This window comes from Georgenia sp. EYE_87, assembly GCF_023148685.1.
Classification (GTDB): Bacteria; Actinomycetota; Actinomycetes; order Actinomycetales; family Actinomycetaceae; genus Georgenia.
Window position 1 is genome coordinate 1 of record NZ_JAHXNL010000022.1, and the last position, 21752, is coordinate 21752.

A 21752-nucleotide genomic window follows, 5' to 3' on the forward strand; every position below is an offset into this window, starting at 1 on the left:
GTGGCGGGACGGGGACAACTGGACGTACAAGCACCGGGACTGGATCGCGGCCCAGCACTTCGACGACCTCGCCGCCCAGACGACCCTGCGCCACTACATGGCGACCCTCGACGCCCGCGAGGCCGCGCTGACGGCCAGGCCACCACACAGGGCCCGGCGCGTGGCTATCTCGGCAAGACAACCCCACAGCGTTAACCAGGGTCCCACCTGTCCGCGCCATCAAAGGATTCTGGACGCGCACCCACGGCCTCAAGGGTCGCTACGCGATCGCTCCGCGACGGCCTACGGCCGCCCTTGACCCCGCACGCCCGCGCCCAGAACCAGGGCGACTACGCGGAATCCCCCTACTTGACAGAGCCGTTCCACATCAGTCCTCCTGCGAGGCCAGCTGCGCCAGCACGGCGTCGTGCAGCAGAGAGTTGGTCACCACCGCGTTGCCGCCCCACGGACCGTCGACGCCGTCGAGGCTGGTGAACCGTCCGCCGGCCTCGGTGACGATGGGGACGAGCGCGGCCATGTCGTACAGCTCGAGGTCGGGCTCGCAGGCGATGTCCACCGCGCCCTCGGCCACGAGCATGTACGACCAGAAGTCCCCGTACGCGCGGGTGCGCCAGACCTGCTGCGCCAGGCCGAGGAACGAGCGGAGCGAGCCTCGCTCGGCCCAGCCGTCGAGGCTGGAGTAGCTCAGGGACGCGTCGGTGAGATCGGCGACGCCGGAGACGCGGATCTGCCGCGCCGCGGACAGGGAGCGGCCGGTCCAGGCGCCCGATCCCTTGGCAGCCCACCAGCGGCGGTTCAGCGCGGGGGCCGAGACCACCCCGAGAACAACCTCGCCGTCCTCCACGAGACCGATGAGCGTGGCCCACACCGGCACGCCGCGCACGAAGTTCTTCGTCCCGTCGATCGGGTCGATCACCCACTGCCGCTGGGAGTGACCGGTGGTTCCGAACTCCTCGCCGAGGACGGAGTCCCGCGGCCGCGTCCGGGCGAGCTGGGCGCGGACGATCTCCTCGGCGGTGCGGTCCGCGTCGGAGACGGGGGTGAGGTCGGGCTTGGTGTCCACCCGCAGGTCCTGCGCCCCGAAGCGGCCCATCGTCTGCCCGTCGACCTGGTCGGCGACCACGTGCGCGAGGCGCAGGTCGTCGGTGTAGCGGCTCGCGCCTTGCACAGTCATGCGGGGAACCTATCGCGGGCGCGGTGCCGGGCCGGTCATTCGTCGAACAGGTGGCACCTCGACCAGAAGGGGCGAGGCTAGTCGGCGGCCTCGGTCTTCGCGGCGAGCAGCCGCCGGAAGGACGCGAGCCGGGCCTCGCCGGCCGCGCCGGCCCGGCCGCCGGCCACCCACTCGTCGAGCGCGCAGTCGGGCGCGTCCGCCGCGTGGGAGCACCCCCGCGGGCAGTCCTGTGCGACGGCGTGAAGGTCCTCGAACGCCGCCAGCAGGCCGTCGGGGCTCACGTGGCTGAGCCCGAAGGAGCGCACCCCGGGGGTGTCGATGGCCCACCCGCCGCCCGGCAGGGGCAGCGCGACGGCGGAGGAGGAGGTGTGCCGCCCGCGCCCTGTCACGACGTTGACGTCCCCGGTCGCCCGACCGGCACCGGGCACGAGCGCGTTGACGAGGGTCGACTTTCCGACGCCGGAGTGACCGATGAGCACCGAGATACGCCCGGCGAGCCGCTCCCGCACCGCGTCGAGGCCGCGGACCTCGCCGCCCACGAACGACGTCACCAGGGCCGGCACCTCCAGCGCCTCGTAGAGGGAGAGGAACGGCGCCGGGTCCGTCAGGTCCGCCTTGGTCAGGCACAGCACCGGTTCCATGCCCGCGTCGTACGCCGCCACCAGGCACCGGTCCACCATGCGCGGGCGGGGCTCGGGGTCGGCCAGCGCGGTGACGATGACGAGCTGGTCGGCGTTGGCGACGATGACCCGCTCGACGCCGGCCGTCTCGCCGTCCTCCGCGGAGCGGCGCAGCGCGGAGGTGCGCTCCTCGACCCGGACGATCCGGGCGAGGGTGTCCTTGGCGCCGGACACGTCGCCCACCACCCGGACGCGGTCCCCGACGACGACGGCGGAGCGGGACCCGCGCCCCAGCTCGCGCGCCTTCATCCCGACCACCGCGACGCCGTCGTCCGTGAGCAGGTGGTACCGGCCACGGTCCACCCCGAGGACCAGGGCGCCCACCGCGTCGTCGAACGCGGGCCGCTTCTTCGTGCGCGGCCGGTTCCCCTTCGGGTTCGGCCGGACGCGGACCCGCGCGTCGTCGGTGCCGGTGTCGCGAACCATCGGCTCAGCGGGCCCCGGCGAGCATCGCCTGCCACATCCCGGTGAAGTCGGGCAGGGTCTTGGCGGTGGTGCCGACGTCGACGATCTCGACGCCGGGCACCCGCAGCCCGATGACGGCGGCGAAGGTGGCCATCCGGTGGTCGGCGTAGGTCTCCACCCGGGCGCCGTGCAGCGCGGCGGGCTCGATCTCTACACCGTCGTCCGTCTCGCGGGCGCGGCCCCCGAGCCGGTTGATCTCGGTGACGATCGCGGCGAGCCGGTCCGTCTCGTGCCCGCGGAGGTGGGCGATGCCGCGCAGCCGGGACGGCGCGGCGGCCAGCGCGCACAGGGCGGCGACCGTCGGGGCGAGCTCGCCGACGTCGTGCAGGTCGGCGTCCAGGCCGCGGATCACGCCGTCGGCGGGGCCGGTGACCGCGAGGACGCCGTCGGTCAGGTCGACGGTGGCGCCCATGCGGGCGAGCAGGTCGCGCAGCCCGTCGCCGGCCTGGGTGGTGGCCGCCGGCCAGCGCGGCACCCGGACCGTGCCGCCGGCGGCGAGGGCCGCGGCGAGGAAGGGGCCGGCGTTGGAGAGGTCCGGCTCGACGACGATGCGCCCGCCGGCCACCGCCCCGGGGTGCACCCGCCAGCGGCTGGGGGCGACGCCGGTGCGCCCGCCCGCGGGTCCGCCGTCGGCCGTGAGCTCGTCGACGGCGACGCCGCGCCCGCGCAGGAGGGCGACAGTCATGTCGATGTGGGGGAGCGAGGGAAGGGTGGGGCCGGTGTGGCGCAGGTCGATGCCGCCCTCGAACGCCGGGGCGGCGAGAAGGAGCGCGGAGACGAACTGGCTGGAGCCGGAGGCGTCGACGTCGACCGCCCCGCCCGCGAGCTTGCCCCTCCCGTGCACGGTGAGGGGGAGGACCGCCGCGCCGCCCGGACCGGAGGCGGCGTCGATCTGGGCGCCGAGGTCGCGCAGCGCACCGACGACGGGGGCCATCGGGCGCTCACGGGCGCGCTCGTCGCCGTCGAGGCGCACCTCGCCGTCGGCCAGGACGGCGAGCGCGGGCACGAACCGCATGACGGTGCCCGCGAGCCCGCAGTCCACCTGCGCGGGCCCCCGCAGCGGGCGCGGGGTGACGAGGAGGTCCGAGCCGTCCTCGCCGGCGGGCCGGACCTCCGTGCCGAGGGCGCGCAGCGCCCCGACCATGAGCTCGGAGTCGCGCGAGTGCAGCGGGCGTACGAGCTCGGTGGGGCTCTCCGCGAGGGCGGCGAGGACGAGGTAGCGGTTCGTCAGCGACTTGGACCCGGGGACGTCGACGAGGGCGTCCAGAGGCTGGGTGGCGGTCGGGGCGGGCCAGGCGGCGGTGGACACGGGCATACCGCGGAGCCTAGTCAGTCGACGCGTACCGGGCCTTCACGCGGGCCGTGACGGGGCGGGCGGCGGCGCGCTCCCTGCGCGCGTTGGCCAGGCGCCAGCCCCAGGAGGGCTTCCCGGCGAGGTCGGCGGCCGCGACGAGCAGGCCGCCGCCGAGGCTCACGCCGCGCACGAGACCGCCGAGGTAGCGCTTGCGCTCCTCGCCGTGCGCGGCCCAGACGGGGTTGTTGAGCAGCGTGAGCGGGACGTTGACGAGCGCCAGCGTCAGGGCGGCGCTGCGCGGGCGGCGGCCCGTGGCGAGCATGAGCCCCGAGACGGCGGTGACCGCGCCGCTGACGCGGGCGAGCATCTTCGGGTCGGCGTACAGCGCGGCCGGCACCCCGGCCCGCTCCAGCGCCGGAACCACCTTCCTGAACTTCTCCGCGTGCGCCTCGGGGCGGATCACGGAGTCCACCCCGTCCGTGACGAACGTGGCGGCGAGCATCGGGCGCGCGATCAGGCGTAGGAGGTTCATGTCACATTGCTACCGCACAACCGCGGTGAGGGCGACCGTTCCGGCGGTGCCGCTGCCACATGTCTCGAATAGGCGGGCCGGTGCCCGGAATGGACCGGGCGGGCTCGCGGTTGTACCCGGCATGACCAGCCCGACCCTCGTCCTGCACGCGACCGCGCCACCCGCCCCGGCAGCCTTGGGCACCGCGGGACCGGAGGGCGGACCCGGGTTAGGCTCGTGGGTGATGAGCGAGACCCACGAGGGCGACCTCGACCGCACTCCCGACGGCGAGACGGGCGCCGAGCGGGCCGAACGTTTCGAGCGCGACGCGCTGCCGTACCTGGACCAGCTGTACGGCGCCGCGATGCGCATGACGCGCAACCCCGCCGACGCCGAGGACCTCGTCCAGGAGACGTTCGCCAAGGCGTTCGCCTCCTTCCACCAGTACCGACCGGGCACGAACCTGAAGGCGTGGCTGTACCGGATCCTGACGAACACCTTCATCAACTCGTACCGGAAGAAGCAGCGCGAGCCGCAGCAGTCGGACGCCGAGCAGGTCGAGGACTGGCAGATCCACCGCGCCGCCTCCCACACCTCCACCGGGCTGCGCTCGGCCGAGGCGGAGGCCATGGACCTCCTGCCCGACTCGGAGATCAAGCGCGCGATGAACGAGCTGCCCGAGGACTTCCGCATCGCGGTGTACCTCGCGGACGTCGAGGGCTTCGCCTACAAGGAGATCGCGGACATCATGGGCACGCCGATCGGGACGGTGATGTCCCGGCTGCACCGCGGGCGGCGGCAGCTGCGCGAGCTCCTGGTCGACCATGCCCGCGACATGGGGATCCGGACGGAGGCCAAGGCATGAGCGAGGACACTGAGAACCTCACCGAGCGGGCCGAGAAGGCGTTGCGGGCGCGCGCCGAGGGGCGCACCACGCCGTGCAGCTGCGACGAGCTTCTCGAGCACCTCTTCGAGTTCCTCGACTCCGAGCTCGACGAGGACCAGGTGGAGCGGTTCCGGCGGCACGCGGCGGAGTGCCCGACGTGCACCGAGGCCACCGACGCCGAGCAGCACATCCGCGCCCTCGTACGGCGCTCGTGCGCGGAGGTCGCCCCCAGCTCGCTGCGCCTGCGCGTGCAGTCCCAGCTCACGGTGCTGCGGGTGAACGGCATCCGCGCGGTCGACTGACCCGGTCCGCGGCACCTCGGGCGCACGCCGCCGCCCCGTCCCGCGCGGGAGCCTGCGGATGTGTGGGAGGATGATCGGCGTAAATCCGCCCGTCCGGGCGAGCACAGATCGGGAGACAACATGAGCAAGCGCGGTCGCAAGCGCCGGTCCCGCAAGGGCAGTGCCGCCAACCACGGCAAGCGCCCCAACGCCTGAGTCCGGCGGGCGTAGCGCCCCCTGGCTCCACGGGCCGGTCACCCACGGGTGACCGGCCCGTCGTCGTCCCCAGGGGTCAGCCCCGTCGTCGTCCTGGGGCGCCCTCCGTCGGCCCGGCCCGTCGTCGTCCCGGAGCTGCCGACGACGGCGCCGCTAGGGTGTCCGCCATGCGCTGCGCCTTCGTCCGGAGCCAGGACCCCGACGACCCGCTCGCGGGCCTGGAGATCGGCGAGCTGGACCCCGAGCCGCCCGCCGGCTGGGTGCCGGTGACGGTGCGCGCGGCCTCCCTCAACCACCACGACCTGTGGTCGCTGCGCGGGGTCGGCCTGCCGGCGGACCGGCTGCCGATGATCCTGGGCACCGACGCCGCCGGCGTCCTCGACGACGGCACCGAGGTGGTCGTGCACTCGGTGCTCCCCAGCCCGGCCTGGCACGGCGAGGAGACCCTCGACCCGCGCCGCACCCTGCTCTCCGAGAAGCACCCCGGCACGCTCGCCGAGCGCGTGTGGGTGCCCGCGCGCAACCTCGTCCCCAAGGACCCCGCGCTGAGCTGGGCCGAGGCGGCGTGCCTGCCCACCGCCTACCTCACCGCCTACCGGATGCTCTTCGACGCGGCCGGCCTGCGCCCCGGCGGGACGGTGCTCGTGCAGGGGGCCGGGGGCGGGGTCGCCACCGCGGCCATCCTCCTCGCCCGGGCCGCCGGGCTGCGCGTGTGGTGCACCTCCCGCACCGAGGCCAGGCGCGCCCGCGCGGTCGAGCTCGGCGCCCACGAGGCCTTCGAGACCGGCGCCCGGCTGCCCGAGCAGGTCGACGCGGTGCTGGAGACGGTCGGGGAGGCCACCTGGTCCCACTCCCTCCGGGCGCTGCGGCCGGGCGGCACCGTCGCGGTGGCCGGGGCGACGTCGGGCGCCATGCCGCCCGCCGACCTCAGCCGGGTCTTCTTCCGCTCGCTGCGCATCGCGGGGACGACCATGGGCACCCGTGAGCAGCTCGTCGCCGTGCAGCAGATGCTGCTCGCCACGGGGGTGCGCCCCCTCGTCGACTCTGTCGTCCCCCTCGACGGCGTCCGGGACGCCCTGGCCCGGATGGCGGGGGGCGACGTCGTGGGCAAGATCGTCGTCGAGCCCGGTGGGGTCGACGCGGCGGCCGCCGCGTAGGGTCGGGGGCATGGCTACCCGGTCCTGGATCGTCCCCGGCCCCTCCCAGCACGACGTCGAGGGCGTCGCCCGCCTGCGCGTCCAGCTTGTGGCGGGTTCCGTCACCGTCCTCGGGCACGACGCCCCGCACGTGCGGGTGGACGTCGCCGAGGTCGTGGGGAACCCGCTGGAGCTCACCGTCGAGGGGGACCGGCTCACCGTCGGCTACCCGTTCCTCGGCTGGGACGGCTGGGTCAAACGGCTGCGCTCGTACCGTTCCACGGACACCGCCCGCCTGACCGTCCACGTCCCCCGGGCCACGGCCGTCACCGTCGCCACTGCACTCGCCGAGGCCACCGTCGGCGACGTCGCCGAGGACGTCACGCTGACCACGGCCAGCGGGCGGCTGCGCGTCACCGGCTGCCGCGGCGCGGCGTCGCTCAAGTCGGTGTCCGGGACGGTGGACGTTCTCGGCCACGACGGACCGGTGCGCGTGAGCACGGCCGCGGGCCGCACCACCCTGACGGGCGACCTGCCGCGGGTGGAGGCCAGCACCGTCGCGGGCGCCGTCGACGTCGCCACCTCCGCCCGGACCTCCATGGTCGACCTGTCCACGGTGTCCGGGGCGCTGGCCGTGTCCCTGCCCGCCGGCACCGGGGTGTCGATGACGGCCCGGACCGTCGCGGGCCCGGTGCGCCTCGACGGCACCGACCGCCGGTCCCCGGGCCTGGGCGCCACCACCGTGGAGGACCGCACCGACGGCGGCATCTGCTTCCTCACCACCCGGTCGGTCTCCGGCAGCGTCGACGTCACCCGCGCCGCCGTGCTGCCGGAGGGGCTGCGGTGAGCGAGGACGGGCGGCTGGCCCCGGTCGAGGGCATCGCGGAGGACACCGCTGCCGGGTTCCGCGCCCAGGTGGCGCAGGCGGCCAGGGACCGGGCGGGCAGCTGGGACGCCGTCGCCGACGTGCTCGCGGCCCCCGGGCCCGAGCTGGTCGAGCGTCTGCGCGCCGGCGAGCTCGCCACGGTCTGGCGCCTCGGGGCGCGCTGGCTGGGGGCCGACGCCGAGCTGTTCACCCGGGACCTCATGAGCCTGGACGTCTACGCGCGCGGGTCCAGGCGTCGCAGCGCCGACGACGACCTCGCCGCGCTGCGGGCCGACCACGACCGCTCGGTCGCCGCCGAGGGTGACCTGGTCTCGCCCGTCCGCCGCGTCGCTGACCTCTGTCGCGAGGAGGCCGACGCCTGGGCCGCCGGGGACATGGCGGCCGGGCGGGCCGTCCGCGCCCGGGAGCGCACCCTCATCGAGGACACCCTCGTGCCGGGCCTCCCGAACGCCGGCGGGCGCCTCGCCCAGGAGGCCGAGGCGCGAGTGTCGAGCACGCTCGGCCGGCTGGTCCTCGCGGTGCTCTCCGTGGAGAGCGGCCGGGACTACCTGCGCGCGGTGCTGGGCGACGAGGGCTGAGTCGACCGCAGGCCGTGCCAGGACGCTAGACGGCCGCGCGCTGCGCCGCCGGCGGGACCACAGAGCCGAACGGGTTCGCCCGGCGGTAGGCGCACACCGGGCACAGCCGCTCGCCCGACGGCGTGGGGAAGCGGGTGCCGCACCGCTCGCAGGGCGCCGTGGAGAGCGTCTGGACCGGCGCGAGCCCGCCGCCCAGCACCTTCTTCCAGGACTCCTGGCCGGCCGCCGTGAGCGCGTCCTGCGGGCACAGGTCGACGCAGCGGAGACAGCCGTCGCAGGCCGCCGGGTCCTGCAGCAACGTGGTGATCGCCGGTCCGGACGCGGCGCTGTGCCGCAGGGCGAGCGCGTCCGTGGGGCACGCCTGGACGCACACCCCGCACGCGGTGCAGCCGCGGGCGGACAGCGCCGCCGCGGGCCCGGCCAGCGCGGCGAGCGCGGGGGCGTCGGGGGCGACGAGCTGCCGGGCGGCCGCGACGAGGCGCACCTGCGGGTGGGCGTCCTCGTCGGGGAGCTGACGGGGCGCCGGGTCGGCCAGCCCCATCACCTGGCGACGGCTCAACGGCATGTGCTCGGCGTCGAGGACGGCGCGGCGACGGCGCGACCCGCGAGGCCACCGGCCTGCCGCCCCCGGGCCCTCAGCGTCCGTCGGTCCGGCGTCCGGCCCGTCGACGCGGAGCCGGTCCACGCCGGACGACTCGAGCAGGGCGACGAGCGGGCCGAGCCGCGACGTCGCCATGGTGGCGGCGGCGCAGCCGTCGAGCCGCACGAGAACGTCCGGGGCGCCGAGCGTGAGGAGCTCGAGCAGCTCGTGCGCGGCGAGGTCCGCGGCGCACGAGCCCAGCCGCACGACCACGCGCCGGCGGTCGCCCAGGGAGGCGCCCGGGTGCTCGGCGCACACGAGCTCCAGGGGGCGCGGCTCCGGCTGGCGCACGAGCCAGGCCTGCACCCCGCGCAGCCCGACGGTGCCGCTCATGGCAGGAAGGTGACCCGTGCCAGGTCCAGGGTGCCGAGCCCGAGCGCGGCGACGCCCTGGTAGAAGAACGTGGTCGAGCCGTTCGCCGCCTGCGTGAGGCAGCGCGGGGCCCACGCGAGCAGGTGCTCGTCCAGGAACGCCACCAGAGCACGGAGGAGGTGCGCGAGCTCGCGGTCGTCGCCGAGCTCCAGCGCGTCCAGGCCCCGCACCGCCAGCGTCGCGACGAAGCTCAGCTCGAGCCCGAGGTGGTCGTCCGGCTCGCTGTTGAGGCGCGGCGCCACCAGGCCGAACTCGGCGTAGGCGGCGCGCACCTGCATCGTCTCCGCCTCGAAGAGCAGACGGTCCTCGGACCGGTGCACGGACTCGTAGGGAGGTGCCTTCATCGGACCTGGCCCGCGGAACAGCCGGAGGTAGTCCCGGCGGATGCGCGTCTCGTCCTCGTCGGCGGCCGCAGACTCGGCGAGGAGCGCGACGCCCCGCCGACAGTCGGCGTGACCGGGCAGCGGCCACTCGCGCAGCAGGTCGGCGTCACGGACGCGGGCGAGGACGTCCGCGGACGGCGCCGCGACCAGCAGCGAGGACAGCGTCGTGAAGGCGGCGGCGAACCGGTCGAGCGTCTGCGCGAGGACCGCGCGGTCCCCGAGCAGGGTGGCGACGGGCGTGGGGTCCGCGGTCGCACCGGGGCGGACGGGTGTGGCGGTCATGTCATGGCCTTCCCTCACATGCCGATCCGGGTCATGGAGTCGTAGAACAGCGAGCGGCCGATCAGCTCGCCCCCGAGGACCAGCACCAGGGCGGTGACGGCCAGCACGGCCAGCGGCACGGCGCGGGCGGTCGGCGACGCGCGCCGGACGAGGAAGACGGACAGGAGCCCGGCGCCGGCGAACACCAGCACCAGCCGGGCGACGAACCAGCCGCCGGAGAAGACCGCGGCAGACTCGGCCGCGGCCCCGCCCGCCGTCGTGAGGCTGGTCAGGTGGAGCGGGATGATGAGGAACTCGACGCCCAGGAGTGCGACGGCGGCGACCCCGACGCCCTTGAGGGAGGAGGACAGCAGCTCCCGGGTGGGGGCGTCCACCTCGTCCGTGCGTCCCGCGCGGGCGGCCGCGCGCCGCCGCCACAGGACGGTCCCCATGAACGCGGCCCCGACGGCCAGCGAGCCGAGGAGGAACGTCGTGGTGAAGAACTGCGCCGGCGTGGCCCAGGTGTGCCAGGCCGGGACGGTGACGAGCGAGTAGTAGATCATGCTCATGGAGAGGACGAGCAGCAGCCCGACCGCCGCGGCGACCACGGCGAGCGCCTGACGCAGCCTGACGGATCCCCACCGGAACCACTGGGCGAGGGCGAACAGGAACCCCAGCCCCGCGAACGTGGTGCCGGCGATGATCTCCCGCGAGAGCCACGAGGTCTCCACGTGGCGGATGACGTTGAGCGTGTTCGTCACGTCGTTCATGTGGAACATCGAGGCGATCAGGCCCAGCACCAGGGTCGGTCCGATGGCGTAGAGCGCGGGGTCGGTGACGCGGTCCACCGCCTCACGACCGAACCGGCGCGCGGCGACGACCTGGACCACGCCGAGGACGACGAACGCGCCGACGCTCATCTGCGCGAGCACGGTGAAGATGATCATGGGCAGCTCGTGCGTGTTCACGGTTCACAGCTCCTCGGGGTTGGCCACGGCGCCGGTCCCGGCACCCGTGGGCTGCGCGTCGCGGTGGGGGGTGATGACCAGGCGCGGGCGGGTGATGGAGGGGTCGGGCAGCGGCTCGACGGCGGCCAGGTCGCCGTGCCGGGCGCGCAGCTCGTCGATCGGGCCCCAGTCGAGCGCGCGGGACGGGCAGGCCGCCACGCACGCGGGGTCCTCGCCCTCGGCCCGGTAGTCCGCGCACATGTCGCACTTGGACATGTGACCGGTCTGCGGGTTGAACTGGGGGGCCGAGTAGGGGCAGGCCCACTCGCAGTAGCGGCAGCCCACGCACTTGTCGTCGTCGACGCTGACGATCCCGTCCTCGCCGACGTGCATCGCGGTGGTGGGGCAGACCTCCACGCAGATCGGGTTCTCGCAGTGGTTGCACGCCATCGACGTGTAGTACGAGAAGACGTTCGGGACGAACGTGTCGCCGTCCTGCTGCCAGGTGCCGCCGGTGTACTCGGCGACGCGGCGCCAGGTCACCCCGGTGGGGAGGTCGTGCTTGTCCTTGCAGGCCACCGAGCAGGCCTTGCAGCCGTTGCACAGGGTCTGGTCGAAGTGGAATCCGAGTTGCTGAGCCATGTTCCTCTCCTGCCTCAGACCTTCTGGACCTGAGCGAGCGTGGTGTGCTGGGCGTTGCCCTTGGCGATGGGGGACGGGTGCCAGGAGGTCAGCGAGTTCACCGAGCCTCCGACGTCGACCCCCCGCTTGTCGGGGGAGTACCAGGCGCCCTGCGGGACGGACATCACCCCGGGGGCGATCCGCGCGGTGACCCTGGCGGGCAGCTGGATGCGGCCGCGGTCGTTGAACACCTGCACGAGGTCACCGTTGGCGATGCCGCGCGCGGCGGCGTCGCCGGGGTTGATCCACACCACCTGCGGGTGCGCCTCCTTCATCCAGTCGACGTTCCCGTAGGAGGAGTGCGTGCGCTGCTTGTAGTGGTGGCCGATGACCTGCAGCGGGTACGTGGCGTTCGTCCTCGCCTCGGCGGCGCCCTCCCAGGTGTCGAGGTGCTCGGGCAGCGCCGTGATCCGGTCCCCCTCGGGCAGCTCCCACGTCCTCGCCAGCTCGAAGAGCTGCTGGGAGAAGATCTCGATCTTTCCCGACGGCGTGGCGAGGGGGTTGGCCTCGGGGTCGGCACGGAAGTCGGCCAGGGCGACGTTGCCGCTGTCGGTCGGCGCCTTGACCTTCCACACGCCCATCTCCCGCAGCTCCTCGAAGCTCGGCAGGTCGGGGATGTTCTCCCGGGAGGCGTCGACGACCGCGGCCACCCACTCCTCCTGGGTGCGGCCCTCGGTGAACTCCTGCTCCACCCCGAGCCGCCGCGCGATCTCGGTCATCATGTCGTAGACGGTCCTGCAGTCGTAGAGCGGCTCGATGACCTTGTCCGCCACGATCGTGTACCCGAGGTTGCCGGCGCTGCCCTGCTGGATGATGTCGAGCTGCTCGGCGTTGGAGACGTCCGGCAGGACGATGTCGGCGTACCGGGCGGACACCGTCATCTGGTTGTCGATGACGACGATGAGCTCGCACTTGGTGTCGTCCTCGAGCAGCCGGACGGTGCGGTTGATGTCGCCGTGCTGGTTGGTCAGGGCGTTCCCGGCGTACTGCCAGACCATCTTGATCGGGACGTCGAGCTTGTCCTTGCCCCGCACGCCGTCGCGGAGGGCGGTCATCTCCGGGCCGTGGTCGATGGCGTCGGTCCACCCGAACACCGAGATCGCCGTCTCGACGGGGTTCTCCGTGGCGAACGGGTTCGCCATCGGCAGGGAGTAGGCGCCCTCGCGCTCGCCGGTGCCGCCGCCGGGCACGCCGACGGAGCCGGTGAGGGCGGCGAGCGTGAAGATCGCCCGGGCCTGGTTCTCCCCGTTCGCGTGGCGCTGGGGACCCCAGCCCTGGGTGATGTGCACGGGGCGGGCGCGCCCGATCTCCCGGCCGAGCCGGATGATCGACGACGCCGGCACCCCGGTGACCGAGGCGGCCCACCGGGGGGTCTTCTCGGTGCCGTCGGGGCCCTCGCCCATGATGTAGGAGCGGTAGGAGCTCCCCGCGGGCACGCCGTCGGGCATGTGGTCCTCGTCGAAGCCGACGCAGTACCGGTCGAGGAACGCCTGGTCGTGCAGGTCCTCGGAGATCATCACGTGCGCGATTCCGGCGACGAGCGCGGCGTCGGTGCCGGGCCGCAGCGCGACCCACTCGTCGGCCAGGCCGAGCGCCGTGTCGGAGTACCGCGGGTCAACGACGATCGTGCGGACGTTGTGCAGCTTCTTGGTCTGCTGGCTGACGAACGTCTCGCCGCCGCCCGACATGCGGGTCTCGAGCGTGTTGTTGCCGAACAGGATCTGCAGCTGGGCGTTCTTGGCGTCGTCGAGGCTGTTGGAGCCGATCCAGCCGCCGTAGTGGTAGCCGACGGCGCCGGCGATCTGCGCGGAGGAGTAGTCGCCGTAGTGGTTGAGGTAGCCGCCGACGCAGTTCATCAGCCGCGCGACCGGGGTCTGGACGGGCGGCCAGCTGCGGGTGATCGTCCCGCCGAGCGTGCCGGTGCCGTAGTTGAGGTAGATGGACTCGTTGCCGTAGTCCTTGATGAGGCGCTGGATCGTCGCGGCGATCTCGTCGAAGGCCTCGTCCCAGCTGATCTCCTCCCACTCGCCGGCGCCGCGGGTCGTGCCGGGCACCCGGCGCAGCGGGGTCTTGAGCCGGTCGGGGTTGTAGATGCGGTGCCGGATGGAGCGGCCGCGCACGCAGGCGCGGATCTGCTGGGTGCCGAGCTCGTCGTCGCCGGTGTTGTCCGGCAGCACCCGGACGATCCGGCCGTTCTTGACCTGCATCCGCAGCGGGCACCGGGAGCCGCAGTTGACGTTGCAGGAGGACCAGACGGTCCGCTCGACGTCGAGCGAGGAGGCGGTCGCGGCGTTCGCCGGCCCCACCCCGGGAAGCACGCCGAAGTGCGAGGCCGCGCCGGCGAGGGCAACGGTGCCGCCGGCCGCCGCGGACCACTTCAGGAACGAACGGCGCTCCAGACCTGCCGGTCGTTCGGTGATGTGCGTGGTCATGGGTCCTCCCGGTGGCTGCGCTCGGATACCCGTTCATTAACGCCCACCCGGAGGGTGTGAAACGTGGGGCGATGGTCCCGCGGGCCCCCGCGGCGGGGCCGCCGCGGTGTGACGCACGTCCCGACCGGGACCTTCCGCCCGGTCCGCCCGCCCCGGTCCGGGCGGGCCCTCGGGGCGGCACGGGCGGTGTGCCACGATGAGCAGGACCCGAGACCGCCACCGCGGAAGGAGCACCCCATGCCCGACCACCTGCCCGAGGTCTACACCGACTTCCGGAGGCGCTTCGGCGAGGTCGCCCGCAGCCAGGACGCCCTCGCGGCGGCCGTCGACGCGGCGGGCCCGCTCGACGAGCGGACGACGCGCCTGGTCAAGCTGGGCATCGCCGTCGGCGCCCAGGCCGAGGGGGCGGTCCGCTCGAACGTGCGCAAGGCGCTCGCGGCCGGGGCGAGCGTGGAGGAGGTCGAGCAGGTGGTCCTGCTCGGGATGACGACCCGCGGCTTCCCCGCCACCGTGGCCGCGTGGCAGTGGCTGAACGAGGTCGTGGGGGAGCGGGCGTGAACGCCCCGCGGACCGGGCCCGCAGGCGCCCCCCGCGGCGGCACGGAGGAACGCGGCGACGAGACCCGCAAGATGACGGCGATGAACGCCTGGCTCGACGACGTGTGCGCCGAGCTCGGCGTCGACCGTGCCCTGCTGAGCGCGGTCACCCCGCCGATGCTGCGCCTCATCAGCGAGGTCGCGCACGGCCCCAGCCGGCCGGGCGCACCCCTGACGGCGTTCGTCGTCGGCCTCGCGGCCGCCCGCGCGGCCGGCGACGCCCAGGAGCAGCGGGCGGCCGCCGTCGTCTCGCGGGTCGAGGCCGTCAGCGCGCTGGTGGCGCGGTGGACGGAGCGTCAGGCGGGCGACGCCGGGCCGGGCGCCGTCCCCACCGCGGAGCAGGGTGCGAGCCGCCCGGACGGTGCGCGATGACCGACCGCTCGCGGGTGAGCCCGCCCGGTCACCGGGTGGTGCTCGCCGACGTGCGTGACGGCGCGGTCGAGGTGGGGGAGTGCGCGTCCGCGGTGGACGACCCGGCGGCCGGCGCCGTCGTCACGTTCGGCGGGGTGGTGCGCAACCACGACGGCGGCCGCAGCGTCACCGAGATCGAGTACGTCGGCCATCCCAGTGCCGGGCAGGTGGTCGCGGAGGTCGCCGCCGACGTCGCCGCACGGTACCCGGTCGACGCGGTCGCCGTCGTCCACCGGGTCGGGACGCTGCGGGTGGGCGACGTGGCCCTCGCCGCGGCGGTCTCAGCCGCCCACCGCGCCGAGGCGTTCGAGGCGACGGCGGAGCTGGTCGAGGAGATCAAGCGGCGCCTGCCGGTGTGGAAGCGGCAGGTGTTCCCCGACGGCACCCACGAGTGGACCGGGAGCGCCTGAGGCCGACCCCGGGCTCAGCGCCGGCTGCTCAGCCGCCGGCGAAGGGCGGCAGGACGTCGACGCGCACCGCCGCCGCGCCGGGTGCGCCGAGCGGCGCCGAGCGGTCCTCCCGGACGACGTCGTCGACCAGCAGGCTGGAGATAGCAAGCACGCGCCCGAGGGCGGGGCCGTGGGCGGCGGCGAGGGCGTCGACGAGGTCGCCGGCGCTGGCCCCGGCCACCAGCGGGACGTCCTCGGCCGGGACGCCCGCGGCCTCGGCCGCCGCGGCGAAGTAGCGGACGCGGGCGGTGAGGGTGCCCACAGCGGGCGGGTCGAGCCGGGTGGTCATGTCATCCTCCGATGGCGCTCATGGGACGCTGCGGCTGCAGGAAGCCGGGGTCGTCGATGCCGTGGCCCGCCTTCTTGCCCCACATGGCCACCCGCCACGTCTCCGCGATCTCGGCGTCGGACGCGCCCGCCCGGACCAGGCCGCGCAGGTCGGTCTCGGTCCGGGAGAAGAGGCAGGTGCGCACCTGGCCGTCGGCGGTGAGGCGGGTCCGGTCGCAGGCCCCGCAGAACGGCTGGGTCACCGAGGCGATGACGCCGACGGTGCCGCCGGGGGTGTCATCGGTGGGCTCGACCGTCCAGCGCTCGGCCGGCGCGGCCCCCCGCTCGCCGGGGTCGTGAGGGGTGAGGGTGAACCGCCGGCGGAGCGTCGCCAGGATCTCCTCGGCGGTGACCATCTCGCCGCGCCTCCACATCTCGGGCGGGCCCAGCGGCATCTGCTCGATGAACCGCAGCTCGAACCCTCGGCGCAGCGCGAAGGCGAGCAGGTCGGGCGCCTCGGCGTCGTTGAGGCCGCGCATGAGGACGGAGTTGATCTTCACCGGCGTCAGCCCGGCCGCCTCGGAGGCGTCGATGCCGGCCAGGACGTCGGGCAGCCGGTCGCGGCGCACCAGCGTCGCGTACGTCTCGCGGTCCAGGGAGTCCAGGGAGATGTTCACGCGGTGCAGCCCCGCGGCGGCCAGCCCGGCGGCCCGTCGCTCGAGGCCCAGACCGTTGGTCGTCAGCGAGGTCTCCGGCACCTCGCCGGTGTCGGTGCGCAGCGCGGTGGTCGCGGCGACGATGCCCTCGAGGCCCTTGCGCAGCAGCGGCTCGCCGCCGGTGAAGCGGACCTCGCGGATGCCCAGGTGCTCGACGGCGACGGTGACCAGGCGCACGACCTCGGCGTCGGAGAGCACCTCCGCGGTGGGCAGCCAGTCGAAGCCCTCCGGCGGCATGCAGTACTCGCAGCGCAGGTTGCACCGGTCCGTCAGCGAGACGCGCAGGTCCCGGGCGACCCGCCCGAAGGAGTCCACCAGCCCGGCCGTCCCGGGCCGGGGGCTCGCCGGTGCGCCGGCCACCGCCGTCCGGGGCGGGCCGGGCAGACCGAGATCGACTGGGGCCACCTCACCACTGTAGCCATGACCGTCCGGGACGTTCGCCCCGACCGGAGCCGCCGTCGGCGTGCGGCGCGTGAGGGCCGTCGTCGTGCGGTCGGTCAGGGCCGTCGTGCGGTGGGTCACGCCGTCGTCGTGGGGTGGGTCAGGAGCCGTCGGACGGGACGCCGAGCCAGGCGTGCCAGCCGTTGTGCAGCACCAGCCAGGCGAGCAGGCCGTACCCGGCCTGGCCGGGGTGGGCGCCGTCACCGGCCGCGACGTCGGCGTGCCACTGCTCGTGGGTGCGCAGCGGCTCGTGCGTCTCCACGTAGGGGATGTGCCGCCGCTGGCACACGTCCGCGAAGGCGGCCGAGAGCTGGGCGAGGGCGACGTCGTCGACGTCCGGCCTGGGCGGGGGGCCGACGACGAAGCACCCGACGCGGGAGGCGGTGGCGCCGTCGAGAATGTTGGCAAGGTTGAGGCGCGACCGGGCGAGCGAGAGGCCCTCGTCCAGGTCGGCCGAGCCGAGCCCGATGACGAGCCGGTTGTCGCTATGGGCACCGAAGCGTCGGTGCGCCTCCGTCTCCCACCGGGCGGAGAGGCTGGTGGTCGACTCCCGCGGCACGGCCAGCTGGGCGACGAAGACGGGGTCCTCGGTCCGGGTCCGGGCCATCACCCGGCCCACCCAGCCCAGCCCGCGGGCGTCTCCCAGCCCGGCGACGAGCTCGTCGCCGATCACGCACACGCGCAGTCCCTCGTCCACAGATTCACCTTCCGTCGCCGTCCTGCTCATCCTGCCCCGTGCGACCGCCGGACCCGTGGACCCGCGCCGGGCCCAGCCCGTCCGGCAGGACGACGGAGGGGCCGGCCCAGGACCCGCGGGTCCTGGGCCGGCCCCTGCCGGAGGCCGTCATGCGGTGCGCGGCACCGCTCAGCGGGCGAAGGCGCGGGCCATCAGGTCCGCGTTCTCCTCCTTGTGGCGCTTGCCCGAGCCGGTGGACGGCGAGGCCGCCTCCGGACGGGAGACGACGCGCAGCTCGCGACCGCCCAGGGCGTCACCCAGGTGGTCGGAGACGAACGTCCAGGGGCCCTGGTTCTGGGGCTCGTCCTGGACCCACACGACCTCGGCGCCCGGGAAGACGTCGAGCTCTGCCCTGATCTGCTCCAGCTCGAGCGGGTAGAGCTGCTCGAGGCGGAGGATCGCGGTGCGCGAGTCGTCGTTCTTGATCCGCTGGGCCGCCAGGTCGTAGTACACCCGGCCCGAGCACAGGAGGACGCGGTCGACCTGGTCCGCGGCCTCACGGACGCGGGACTCCACCTCGCCGATGATCGGGCGGAACGTGCCCGACGTGAACTCCTCCACCGGGGACGCGGCCGCCTTGAGGCGCAGCAGCTGCTTGGGGGAGAAGACGATCAGCGGCTTGCGCGGCCGGGCGTAGGCCTGGCGGCGCAGCATGTGGAAGTGGTTCGCCGGCGTGGACGGCTGGGTCACCACCATGTTCTCCTCGGCGCACATCTGCAGGAAGCGCTCGATGCGGGCGGAGGAGTGGTCCGGCCCCTGACCCTCGTAGCCGTGCGGCAGCAGCAGCACGAGCGAGGACGACTGTGCCCACTTCTGCTCCGAGGAGGAGATGAACTCGTCGATGACCGTCTGGGCGCCGTTGGCGAAGTCGCCGAACTGGGCCTCCCACAGCACCAGGGCGTCCGGACGCTCGACCGAGTAGCCGTACTCGAACGCCATGGCGGCGTACTCGCTCAGCGAGGAGTCGTACACCCAGAACTTCGCCTGGTCGGGCGTGAGGTACATCAGTGGCGTCCACTCGGCACCGGTGCGGTGGTCGTGGAGGACCGCGTGACGCTGCACGAACGTGCCACGCCGCGAGTCCTGGCCCGCCAGGCGCACCGGAGTGCCCTCCATCAGCAGGGAGCCGAAGGCGAGGATCTCGCCGAAGCCCCAGTCGATGCCGCCCTCGGCCGCCATCTTCTCGCGGCGCTCGAGCAGCTGCATGAGCTTGGGGTGGACGTCGAAGCCCTCCGGCGGGCGCACGTGCGCCTGGCCGACGCGCTCGAGCACCTCCGGGCCGACGGCGGTCTGCCAGCCGACCATCGTGCCGGCGTCCTCGAGCTGGGACTCGGGCAGCTCCAGCCCGGCGACCTGCTCGCCCTTCTGGGGCGGCGTCCAGCCACCCTCGCGGGTCTCGGTGAAGGCCCGCTCGAGCTCGCTCTGGTACTCCTTCAGGGCCGCCTCGGCCTGCTCCTCGGTGAGGTCGCCGCGGCCGATGAGGGACTCGGTGTACAGCTTGCGCACCGAGCGCTTGTTCTCGATCAGGGAGTACATCACCGGCTGGGTCATCGAGGGGTCGTCACCCTCGTTGTGACCGCGCTTGCGGTAGCAGACCATGTCGACGATGACGTCCTTGTGGAACCGCTCGCGGTACTGGAACGCCAGCTCCGCCACGCGGGCCACGGCCTCGGGGTCGTCCCCGTTGACGTGGAAGACGGGGACCTGCAGACCCTTGGCGATGTCCGTCGCGTAGTACGACGAGCGCGAGCTCGACGGGCCGGTGGTGAAGCCGATCTGGTTGTTGACGACGATGTGCACCGTGCCGCCGGTGCGGTAGCCGCGCAGCTGGGAGAGGTTGAGCGTCTCCGTCACCACGCCCTGGCCGGCGAAGGCCGCGTCGCCGTGGATGAGCACCGGCAGGACGGAGAAGCCCTGCTCGCCCAGGTCGATGCGGTCCTGCTTCGCGCGGACCACGCCCTCGAGCACGCCGTCGGCGGCCTCGAGGTGGGAGGGGTTCGCCGCCAGGTAGACCTTGGTGGTCGAGCCGTCGGGCGCGGTGAACTCGCCCACGGTGCCCAGGTGGTACTTCACGTCCCCGGAACCCTGGACCGTCCGCGGGTCCTGGTTGCCCTCGAACTCGGAGAAGATCTGCCCGTAGGACTTCCCGGCGATGTTGGCCAGGACGTTGAGGCGGCCACGGTGCGCCATGGCGATGCCCACCTCGTCCAGGCCCTCCTCGGCGGCGCCGGTCAGCAGCGTGTCCAGCAGCGGGATGAGGGACTCCCCGCCCTCCAGGGAGAAGCGCTTCTGCCCGACGTACTTCGTCTGCAGGAACGTCTCGAACGCCTCGGCCTCGTTGAGCTTGCGCAGGATCCGCAGCTGCTGCTCGCTCGTGGGCTTCGCGTAGGGCGTCTCGAGCCGCTCCTGGAACCAGGTGCGCTGCGTGCGGTCGGCGATGTGCATGTACTCGACGCCGATGGTGCGGCAGTACGAGTCACGCAGCTGGCCGAGGATGTCGCGCAGCGGCATCTTCGCCGACCCGCCGAACCCGCCGGTGGGGAAGGTGCGCTCGAGGTCCCACAGGGTCAGCCCGTAGTTGGTGATGTCCAGGTCGGGGTGCCGGCGCTGCCGGTAGGCGAGCGGGTCGGTGTCCGCCATGAGGTGGCCGCGCGAGCGGTACGCGTGGATCAGCTCCGCGATCCGGGCCGACTTGCCCATCTCGTTCTCGGGGTCGTACTCGACGTCCTTCATCCACCGCACGGGCTCGTAGGGCACGCGCAGGGCGGAGAAGACGCGGTCGTAGAACCCGTCCGTGCCGAGGAGCTTGGTGTGGATGATCTTGAGGAACTCGCCCGAGGCGGCGCCCTGGATGATCCGGTGGTCGTAGGTGGAGGTCAGCGTCAGGACCTTGGAGACGCCGACGCGGGCGAGCGTCTGGGCGGAGGAGCCGGCGAACTCCGCCGGGTAGTCCATCGCGCCGACGCCGATGATCGTGCCCTGGCCCTTCATCAGCCGGGGGATCGAGTGGACCGTGCCGATGCCGCCGGGGTTGGTCAGCGTGATGGTGGTGCCGGCGTAGTCCTCGAGCGTCAGCTTGTTGTTGCGCGCCTTGCGGACCAGCTCCTCGTAGGCCGCCCAGAACTGGGCGAAGTCCATCTCGTCCGCCTGCTTCACGGACGGCACCACGAGGCTGCGGGTGCCGTCCGGCCTGGGCAGGTCGATGGCCAGGCCGAAGTTCACGTGGGCGGGCTGGAAGACGGCCGGCTTGCCGTCCTCGGTCTCCGTGTACGAGTAGTTCATGTCCGGCATCTCGGACAGCGCCTCGACCATCGCGAAGCCGATGAGGTGCGTGAAGGAGATCTTCCCGCCGCGGCCGCGCGCGAGGTGGCTGTTGATGACGATGCGGTTGTCGACCATCACCTTGGCGGGGACGGCGCGCACCGACGTCGCGACCGGCAGCTCCAGGCTGGTCTCCATGTTCGACACGGTGCGGGCCGCGACGCCGCGAAGCTTGACCGTCTCGTCCTCGGCCTGGTGCGCGGTCTCCCCGCCGCGGGCGGCGACGCGCGCGGCGTAGGGCGACGACGGCGGCTGCGCCGCGACCGGCGGCGCCGGCGGCAGGTCGCCGCGCAGCTCGTCGGTGGCGGGCTGCTCGCTGCGCGGGTCGACGCGCGTCACGGCGGTGGGCCGCGTCGCGGTGGAGGGGGCGTCGGTCGGGCCGGCGTCCGGCGTCCGTGTCTCCTGCTCGGGGGTGGCCGGGCGCTCGGCGGCGGTGCCGGAGGTCGGGGCACGGCCGGAGCCGTTGGCCCCACCGCCCTCGTAGCCCTCGAAGAAGTCCCACCAGGCCGGATCCACCGACTGCTTGTTCTGGCGGTACTTCTCGTACAGCTCCTCGATGAGCCACTCGTTGGCGCCGAAGGCGGCCATGGGGTCGTTGTGTTCCTGCGTGGACACTCGGAAATCGCCCTCTTCCAGGGGGTGTGACGAAGATCCCTTCAACCCTATGCGGTGGTGGTCGGCGCGGGCGCATCACCCGGCACGGGAGGGCTGAAAATCACATCTCCGGACGCCGGGCGGGGCGGACCCGACCAAGGACGGGTCAAGCGTCCGTCACCGGCCGTCTAGGACCAAGGGCCCGGCAGTGGCACCCGTCCGACCGGCGGTGGGCCGGTCACGGGCGGCGACGCGGCGCGGTGACGGGTCCCGCGGTGCCGGCCGGCGGACGCCCGAACGACCTGCTCGTGCGCGGTGGACGGCCCGGGTCCCGCTCGTACAATCGAGCCACCATGCGACGATCCCGCCGCGGTCGACATCCCGCCGACCCTCCAGAA

The 21752-nt window shown here is 73.8% G+C and carries 22 protein-coding genes; 9 read left to right on the top strand and 13 right to left on the bottom strand.

The features are described 5' to 3' along the window. Window positions 1-367: 367 nt before the first annotated feature. The 4 genes from hisN to KZX45_RS19185 all read right to left on the bottom strand — a co-directional run bounded on the left by hisN (window position 368) and on the right by KZX45_RS19185 (window position 4145). A complete protein-coding gene (gene hisN / locus KZX45_RS19170; RefSeq protein WP_248259360.1) occupies window positions 368-1174 on the bottom strand; it encodes a histidinol-phosphatase in 807 nt (268 codons plus the stop codon). Window positions 1175-1251: 77 nt separating this feature from the next. Further along, window positions 1252-2280, bottom strand: coding sequence for a ribosome small subunit-dependent GTPase A (gene rsgA / locus KZX45_RS19175; protein ID WP_248259361.1), 1029 nt, complete (start codon window positions 2278-2280; stop codon window positions 1252-1254). 4 nt (window positions 2281-2284) lie between these two features. Then, complete coding sequence (gene aroA / locus KZX45_RS19180; protein ID WP_248259362.1) at window positions 2285-3634, bottom strand: 3-phosphoshikimate 1-carboxyvinyltransferase; 1350 nt, start codon at window positions 3632-3634, stop codon at window positions 2285-2287. Window positions 3635-3644: 10 nt separating this feature from the next. Continuing rightward, window positions 3645-4145, bottom strand: coding sequence for a DoxX family protein (locus KZX45_RS19185; RefSeq protein WP_248259363.1), 501 nt, complete (start codon window positions 4143-4145; stop codon window positions 3645-3647). Window positions 4146-4266: 121 nt separating this feature from the next. Between KZX45_RS19185 and KZX45_RS19190 the strand changes: the two genes are divergently transcribed. The 6 genes from KZX45_RS19190 (at window position 4267) to KZX45_RS19210 (ending at window position 8107) form a co-directional block, all read left to right on the top strand. Further along, window positions 4267-4989, top strand: a complete 723-nt coding sequence (locus tag KZX45_RS19190; RefSeq protein WP_282453932.1) for a sigma-70 family RNA polymerase sigma factor — start codon at window positions 4267-4269, stop codon at window positions 4987-4989. Further along, a complete protein-coding gene (gene rsrA / locus KZX45_RS19195) occupies window positions 4986-5312 on the top strand; it encodes a mycothiol system anti-sigma-R factor (RefSeq protein ID WP_248259365.1) in 327 nt (108 codons plus the stop codon). Before KZX45_RS19190 ends, rsrA begins: the two co-directional genes overlap by 4 nt. Before the next feature lie 120 nt (window positions 5313-5432). Further along, entirely contained in the window at window positions 5433-5507 is a 75-nt protein-coding gene (locus KZX45_RS20525) for a 50S ribosomal protein bL37 (RefSeq protein WP_156968370.1), read from the top strand. Between the two features lie 167 nt (window positions 5508-5674). After that, window positions 5675-6664, top strand: coding sequence for a zinc-binding dehydrogenase (locus KZX45_RS19200; protein WP_248259366.1), 990 nt, complete (start codon window positions 5675-5677; stop codon window positions 6662-6664). 10 nt (window positions 6665-6674) lie between these two features. Beyond that, window positions 6675-7490: a hypothetical protein gene (locus KZX45_RS19205; protein WP_248259367.1), complete on the top strand. Its 816-nt coding sequence runs from the start codon at window positions 6675-6677 to the stop codon at window positions 7488-7490. Beyond that, entirely contained in the window at window positions 7487-8107 is a 621-nt protein-coding gene (locus KZX45_RS19210; protein ID WP_248259368.1) for a hypothetical protein, read from the top strand. Before KZX45_RS19205 ends, KZX45_RS19210 begins: the two co-directional genes overlap by 4 nt. Before the next feature lie 25 nt (window positions 8108-8132). Here KZX45_RS19210 and KZX45_RS19215 read toward each other — a convergent pair whose 3' ends face one another. From KZX45_RS19215 to KZX45_RS19235, 5 genes are read right to left on the bottom strand one after another with little or no spacing between them, the layout of a single operon-like run. Further along, complete coding sequence (locus tag KZX45_RS19215) at window positions 8133-9080, bottom strand: ATP-binding protein (protein ID WP_248259369.1); 948 nt, start codon at window positions 9078-9080, stop codon at window positions 8133-8135. Further along, window positions 9077-9784, bottom strand: coding sequence for a molecular chaperone (locus tag KZX45_RS19220; RefSeq protein WP_248259370.1), 708 nt, complete (start codon window positions 9782-9784; stop codon window positions 9077-9079). Before KZX45_RS19220 ends, KZX45_RS19215 begins: the two co-directional genes overlap by 4 nt. A gap of 14 nt (window positions 9785-9798) precedes the next feature. Next, a complete protein-coding gene (locus KZX45_RS19225) occupies window positions 9799-10731 on the bottom strand; it encodes a DmsC/YnfH family molybdoenzyme membrane anchor subunit (protein ID WP_248259371.1) in 933 nt (310 codons plus the stop codon). A 3-nt stretch (window positions 10732-10734) separates the two neighbouring features. Beyond that, window positions 10735-11352 (bottom strand): DMSO/selenate family reductase complex B subunit, encoded by a 618-nt coding sequence (locus tag KZX45_RS19230; RefSeq protein WP_248259372.1) that lies wholly within the window; start codon window positions 11350-11352, stop codon window positions 10735-10737. A gap of 14 nt (window positions 11353-11366) precedes the next feature. After that, window positions 11367-13823 carry a DMSO/selenate family reductase complex A subunit gene (locus tag KZX45_RS19235; protein ID WP_248259373.1) on the bottom strand — a complete coding sequence of 819 codons (2457 nt, stop codon included), beginning with the start codon at window positions 13821-13823 and terminating at the stop codon, window positions 11367-11369. 237 nt (window positions 13824-14060) lie between these two features. Here KZX45_RS19235 and KZX45_RS19240 point away from each other — a divergent pair, with 237 nt between their 5' ends. Genes KZX45_RS19240 through KZX45_RS19250 form a run of 3 tightly spaced genes read left to right on the top strand, consistent with a single transcriptional unit; the run spans window position 14061 to window position 15240 of the window. Continuing rightward, window positions 14061-14381: a carboxymuconolactone decarboxylase family protein gene (locus tag KZX45_RS19240; RefSeq protein WP_248259374.1), complete on the top strand. Its 321-nt coding sequence runs from the start codon at window positions 14061-14063 to the stop codon at window positions 14379-14381. After that, window positions 14378-14791: a DUF6457 domain-containing protein gene (locus KZX45_RS19245; protein ID WP_248259375.1), complete on the top strand. Its 414-nt coding sequence runs from the start codon at window positions 14378-14380 to the stop codon at window positions 14789-14791. Before KZX45_RS19240 ends, KZX45_RS19245 begins: the two co-directional genes overlap by 4 nt. Then, window positions 14788-15240, top strand: a complete 453-nt coding sequence (locus KZX45_RS19250; RefSeq protein ID WP_248259376.1) for a molybdenum cofactor biosynthesis protein MoaE — start codon at window positions 14788-14790, stop codon at window positions 15238-15240. The genes KZX45_RS19245 and KZX45_RS19250 overlap by 4 nt, the downstream gene beginning before the upstream one ends. A 28-nt stretch (window positions 15241-15268) precedes the next feature. Here KZX45_RS19250 and KZX45_RS19255 read toward each other — a convergent pair whose 3' ends face one another. From KZX45_RS19255 to KZX45_RS19270, 4 genes are all read right to left on the bottom strand, one after another. Next, complete coding sequence (locus KZX45_RS19255; RefSeq protein WP_248259377.1) at window positions 15269-15568, bottom strand: MoaD/ThiS family protein; 300 nt, start codon at window positions 15566-15568, stop codon at window positions 15269-15271. 1 nt (window position 15569) lies between these two features. Then, a complete protein-coding gene (gene moaA, locus KZX45_RS19260; protein WP_248259378.1) occupies window positions 15570-16667 on the bottom strand; it encodes a GTP 3',8-cyclase MoaA in 1098 nt (365 codons plus the stop codon). 136 nt (window positions 16668-16803) lie between these two features. After that, the gene (locus KZX45_RS19265; RefSeq protein ID WP_248259379.1) at window positions 16804-17430 is read right to left on the bottom strand and encodes a GDSL-type esterase/lipase family protein; all 627 of its coding nucleotides are present in this window, start codon (window positions 17428-17430) and stop codon (window positions 16804-16806) included. Window positions 17431-17568: 138 nt separating this feature from the next. Continuing rightward, the gene (locus tag KZX45_RS19270; RefSeq protein WP_308221774.1) at window positions 17569-21375 is read right to left on the bottom strand and encodes a multifunctional oxoglutarate decarboxylase/oxoglutarate dehydrogenase thiamine pyrophosphate-binding subunit/dihydrolipoyllysine-residue succinyltransferase subunit; all 3807 of its coding nucleotides are present in this window, start codon (window positions 21373-21375) and stop codon (window positions 17569-17571) included. Window positions 21376-21752 lie beyond the last annotated feature (377 nt).

What these genes read in the sequence shown, in the direction of transcription:
- aroA (WP_248259362.1), bottom strand. Translation starts at nt 3,634, where the DNA reads ATGCCCGTGTCCACCGCCGCCTGGCCCGCCCCGACCGCCACCCAGCCT.
- KZX45_RS19205 (WP_248259367.1), top strand. Translation starts at nt 6,675, where the DNA reads ATGGCTACCCGGTCCTGGATCGTCCCCGGCCCCTCCCAGCACGACGTC.
- KZX45_RS19240 (WP_248259374.1), top strand. Translation starts at nt 14,061, where the DNA reads ATGCCCGACCACCTGCCCGAGGTCTACACCGACTTCCGGAGGCGCTTC.
- KZX45_RS19215 (WP_248259369.1), bottom strand. Translation starts at nt 9,080, where the DNA reads ATGAGCGGCACCGTCGGGCTGCGCGGGGTGCAGGCCTGGCTCGTGCGC.
- KZX45_RS19235 (WP_248259373.1), bottom strand. Translation starts at nt 13,823, where the DNA reads ATGACCACGCACATCACCGAACGACCGGCAGGTCTGGAGCGCCGTTCG.
- KZX45_RS19190 (WP_282453932.1), top strand. Translation starts at nt 4,267, where the DNA reads ATGACCAGCCCGACCCTCGTCCTGCACGCGACCGCGCCACCCGCCCCG.
- KZX45_RS19185 (WP_248259363.1), bottom strand. Translation starts at nt 4,145, where the DNA reads ATGAACCTCCTACGCCTGATCGCGCGCCCGATGCTCGCCGCCACGTTC.
- KZX45_RS19265 (WP_248259379.1), bottom strand. Translation starts at nt 17,430, where the DNA reads ATGAGCAGGACGGCGACGGAAGGTGAATCTGTGGACGAGGGACTGCGC.
- rsgA (WP_248259361.1), bottom strand. Translation starts at nt 2,280, where the DNA reads ATGGTTCGCGACACCGGCACCGACGACGCGCGGGTCCGCGTCCGGCCG.
- KZX45_RS19255 (WP_248259377.1), bottom strand. Translation starts at nt 15,568, where the DNA reads ATGACCACCCGGCTCGACCCGCCCGCTGTGGGCACCCTCACCGCCCGC.
- KZX45_RS19220 (WP_248259370.1), bottom strand. Translation starts at nt 9,784, where the DNA reads ATGACCGCCACACCCGTCCGCCCCGGTGCGACCGCGGACCCCACGCCC.
- KZX45_RS19230 (WP_248259372.1), bottom strand. Translation starts at nt 11,352, where the DNA reads ATGGCTCAGCAACTCGGATTCCACTTCGACCAGACCCTGTGCAACGGC.
- KZX45_RS19200 (WP_248259366.1), top strand. Translation starts at nt 5,675, where the DNA reads ATGCGCTGCGCCTTCGTCCGGAGCCAGGACCCCGACGACCCGCTCGCG.
- rsrA (WP_248259365.1), top strand. Translation starts at nt 4,986, where the DNA reads ATGAGCGAGGACACTGAGAACCTCACCGAGCGGGCCGAGAAGGCGTTG.
- KZX45_RS19250 (WP_248259376.1), top strand. Translation starts at nt 14,788, where the DNA reads ATGACCGACCGCTCGCGGGTGAGCCCGCCCGGTCACCGGGTGGTGCTC.
- hisN (WP_248259360.1), bottom strand. Translation starts at nt 1,174, where the DNA reads ATGACTGTGCAAGGCGCGAGCCGCTACACCGACGACCTGCGCCTCGCG.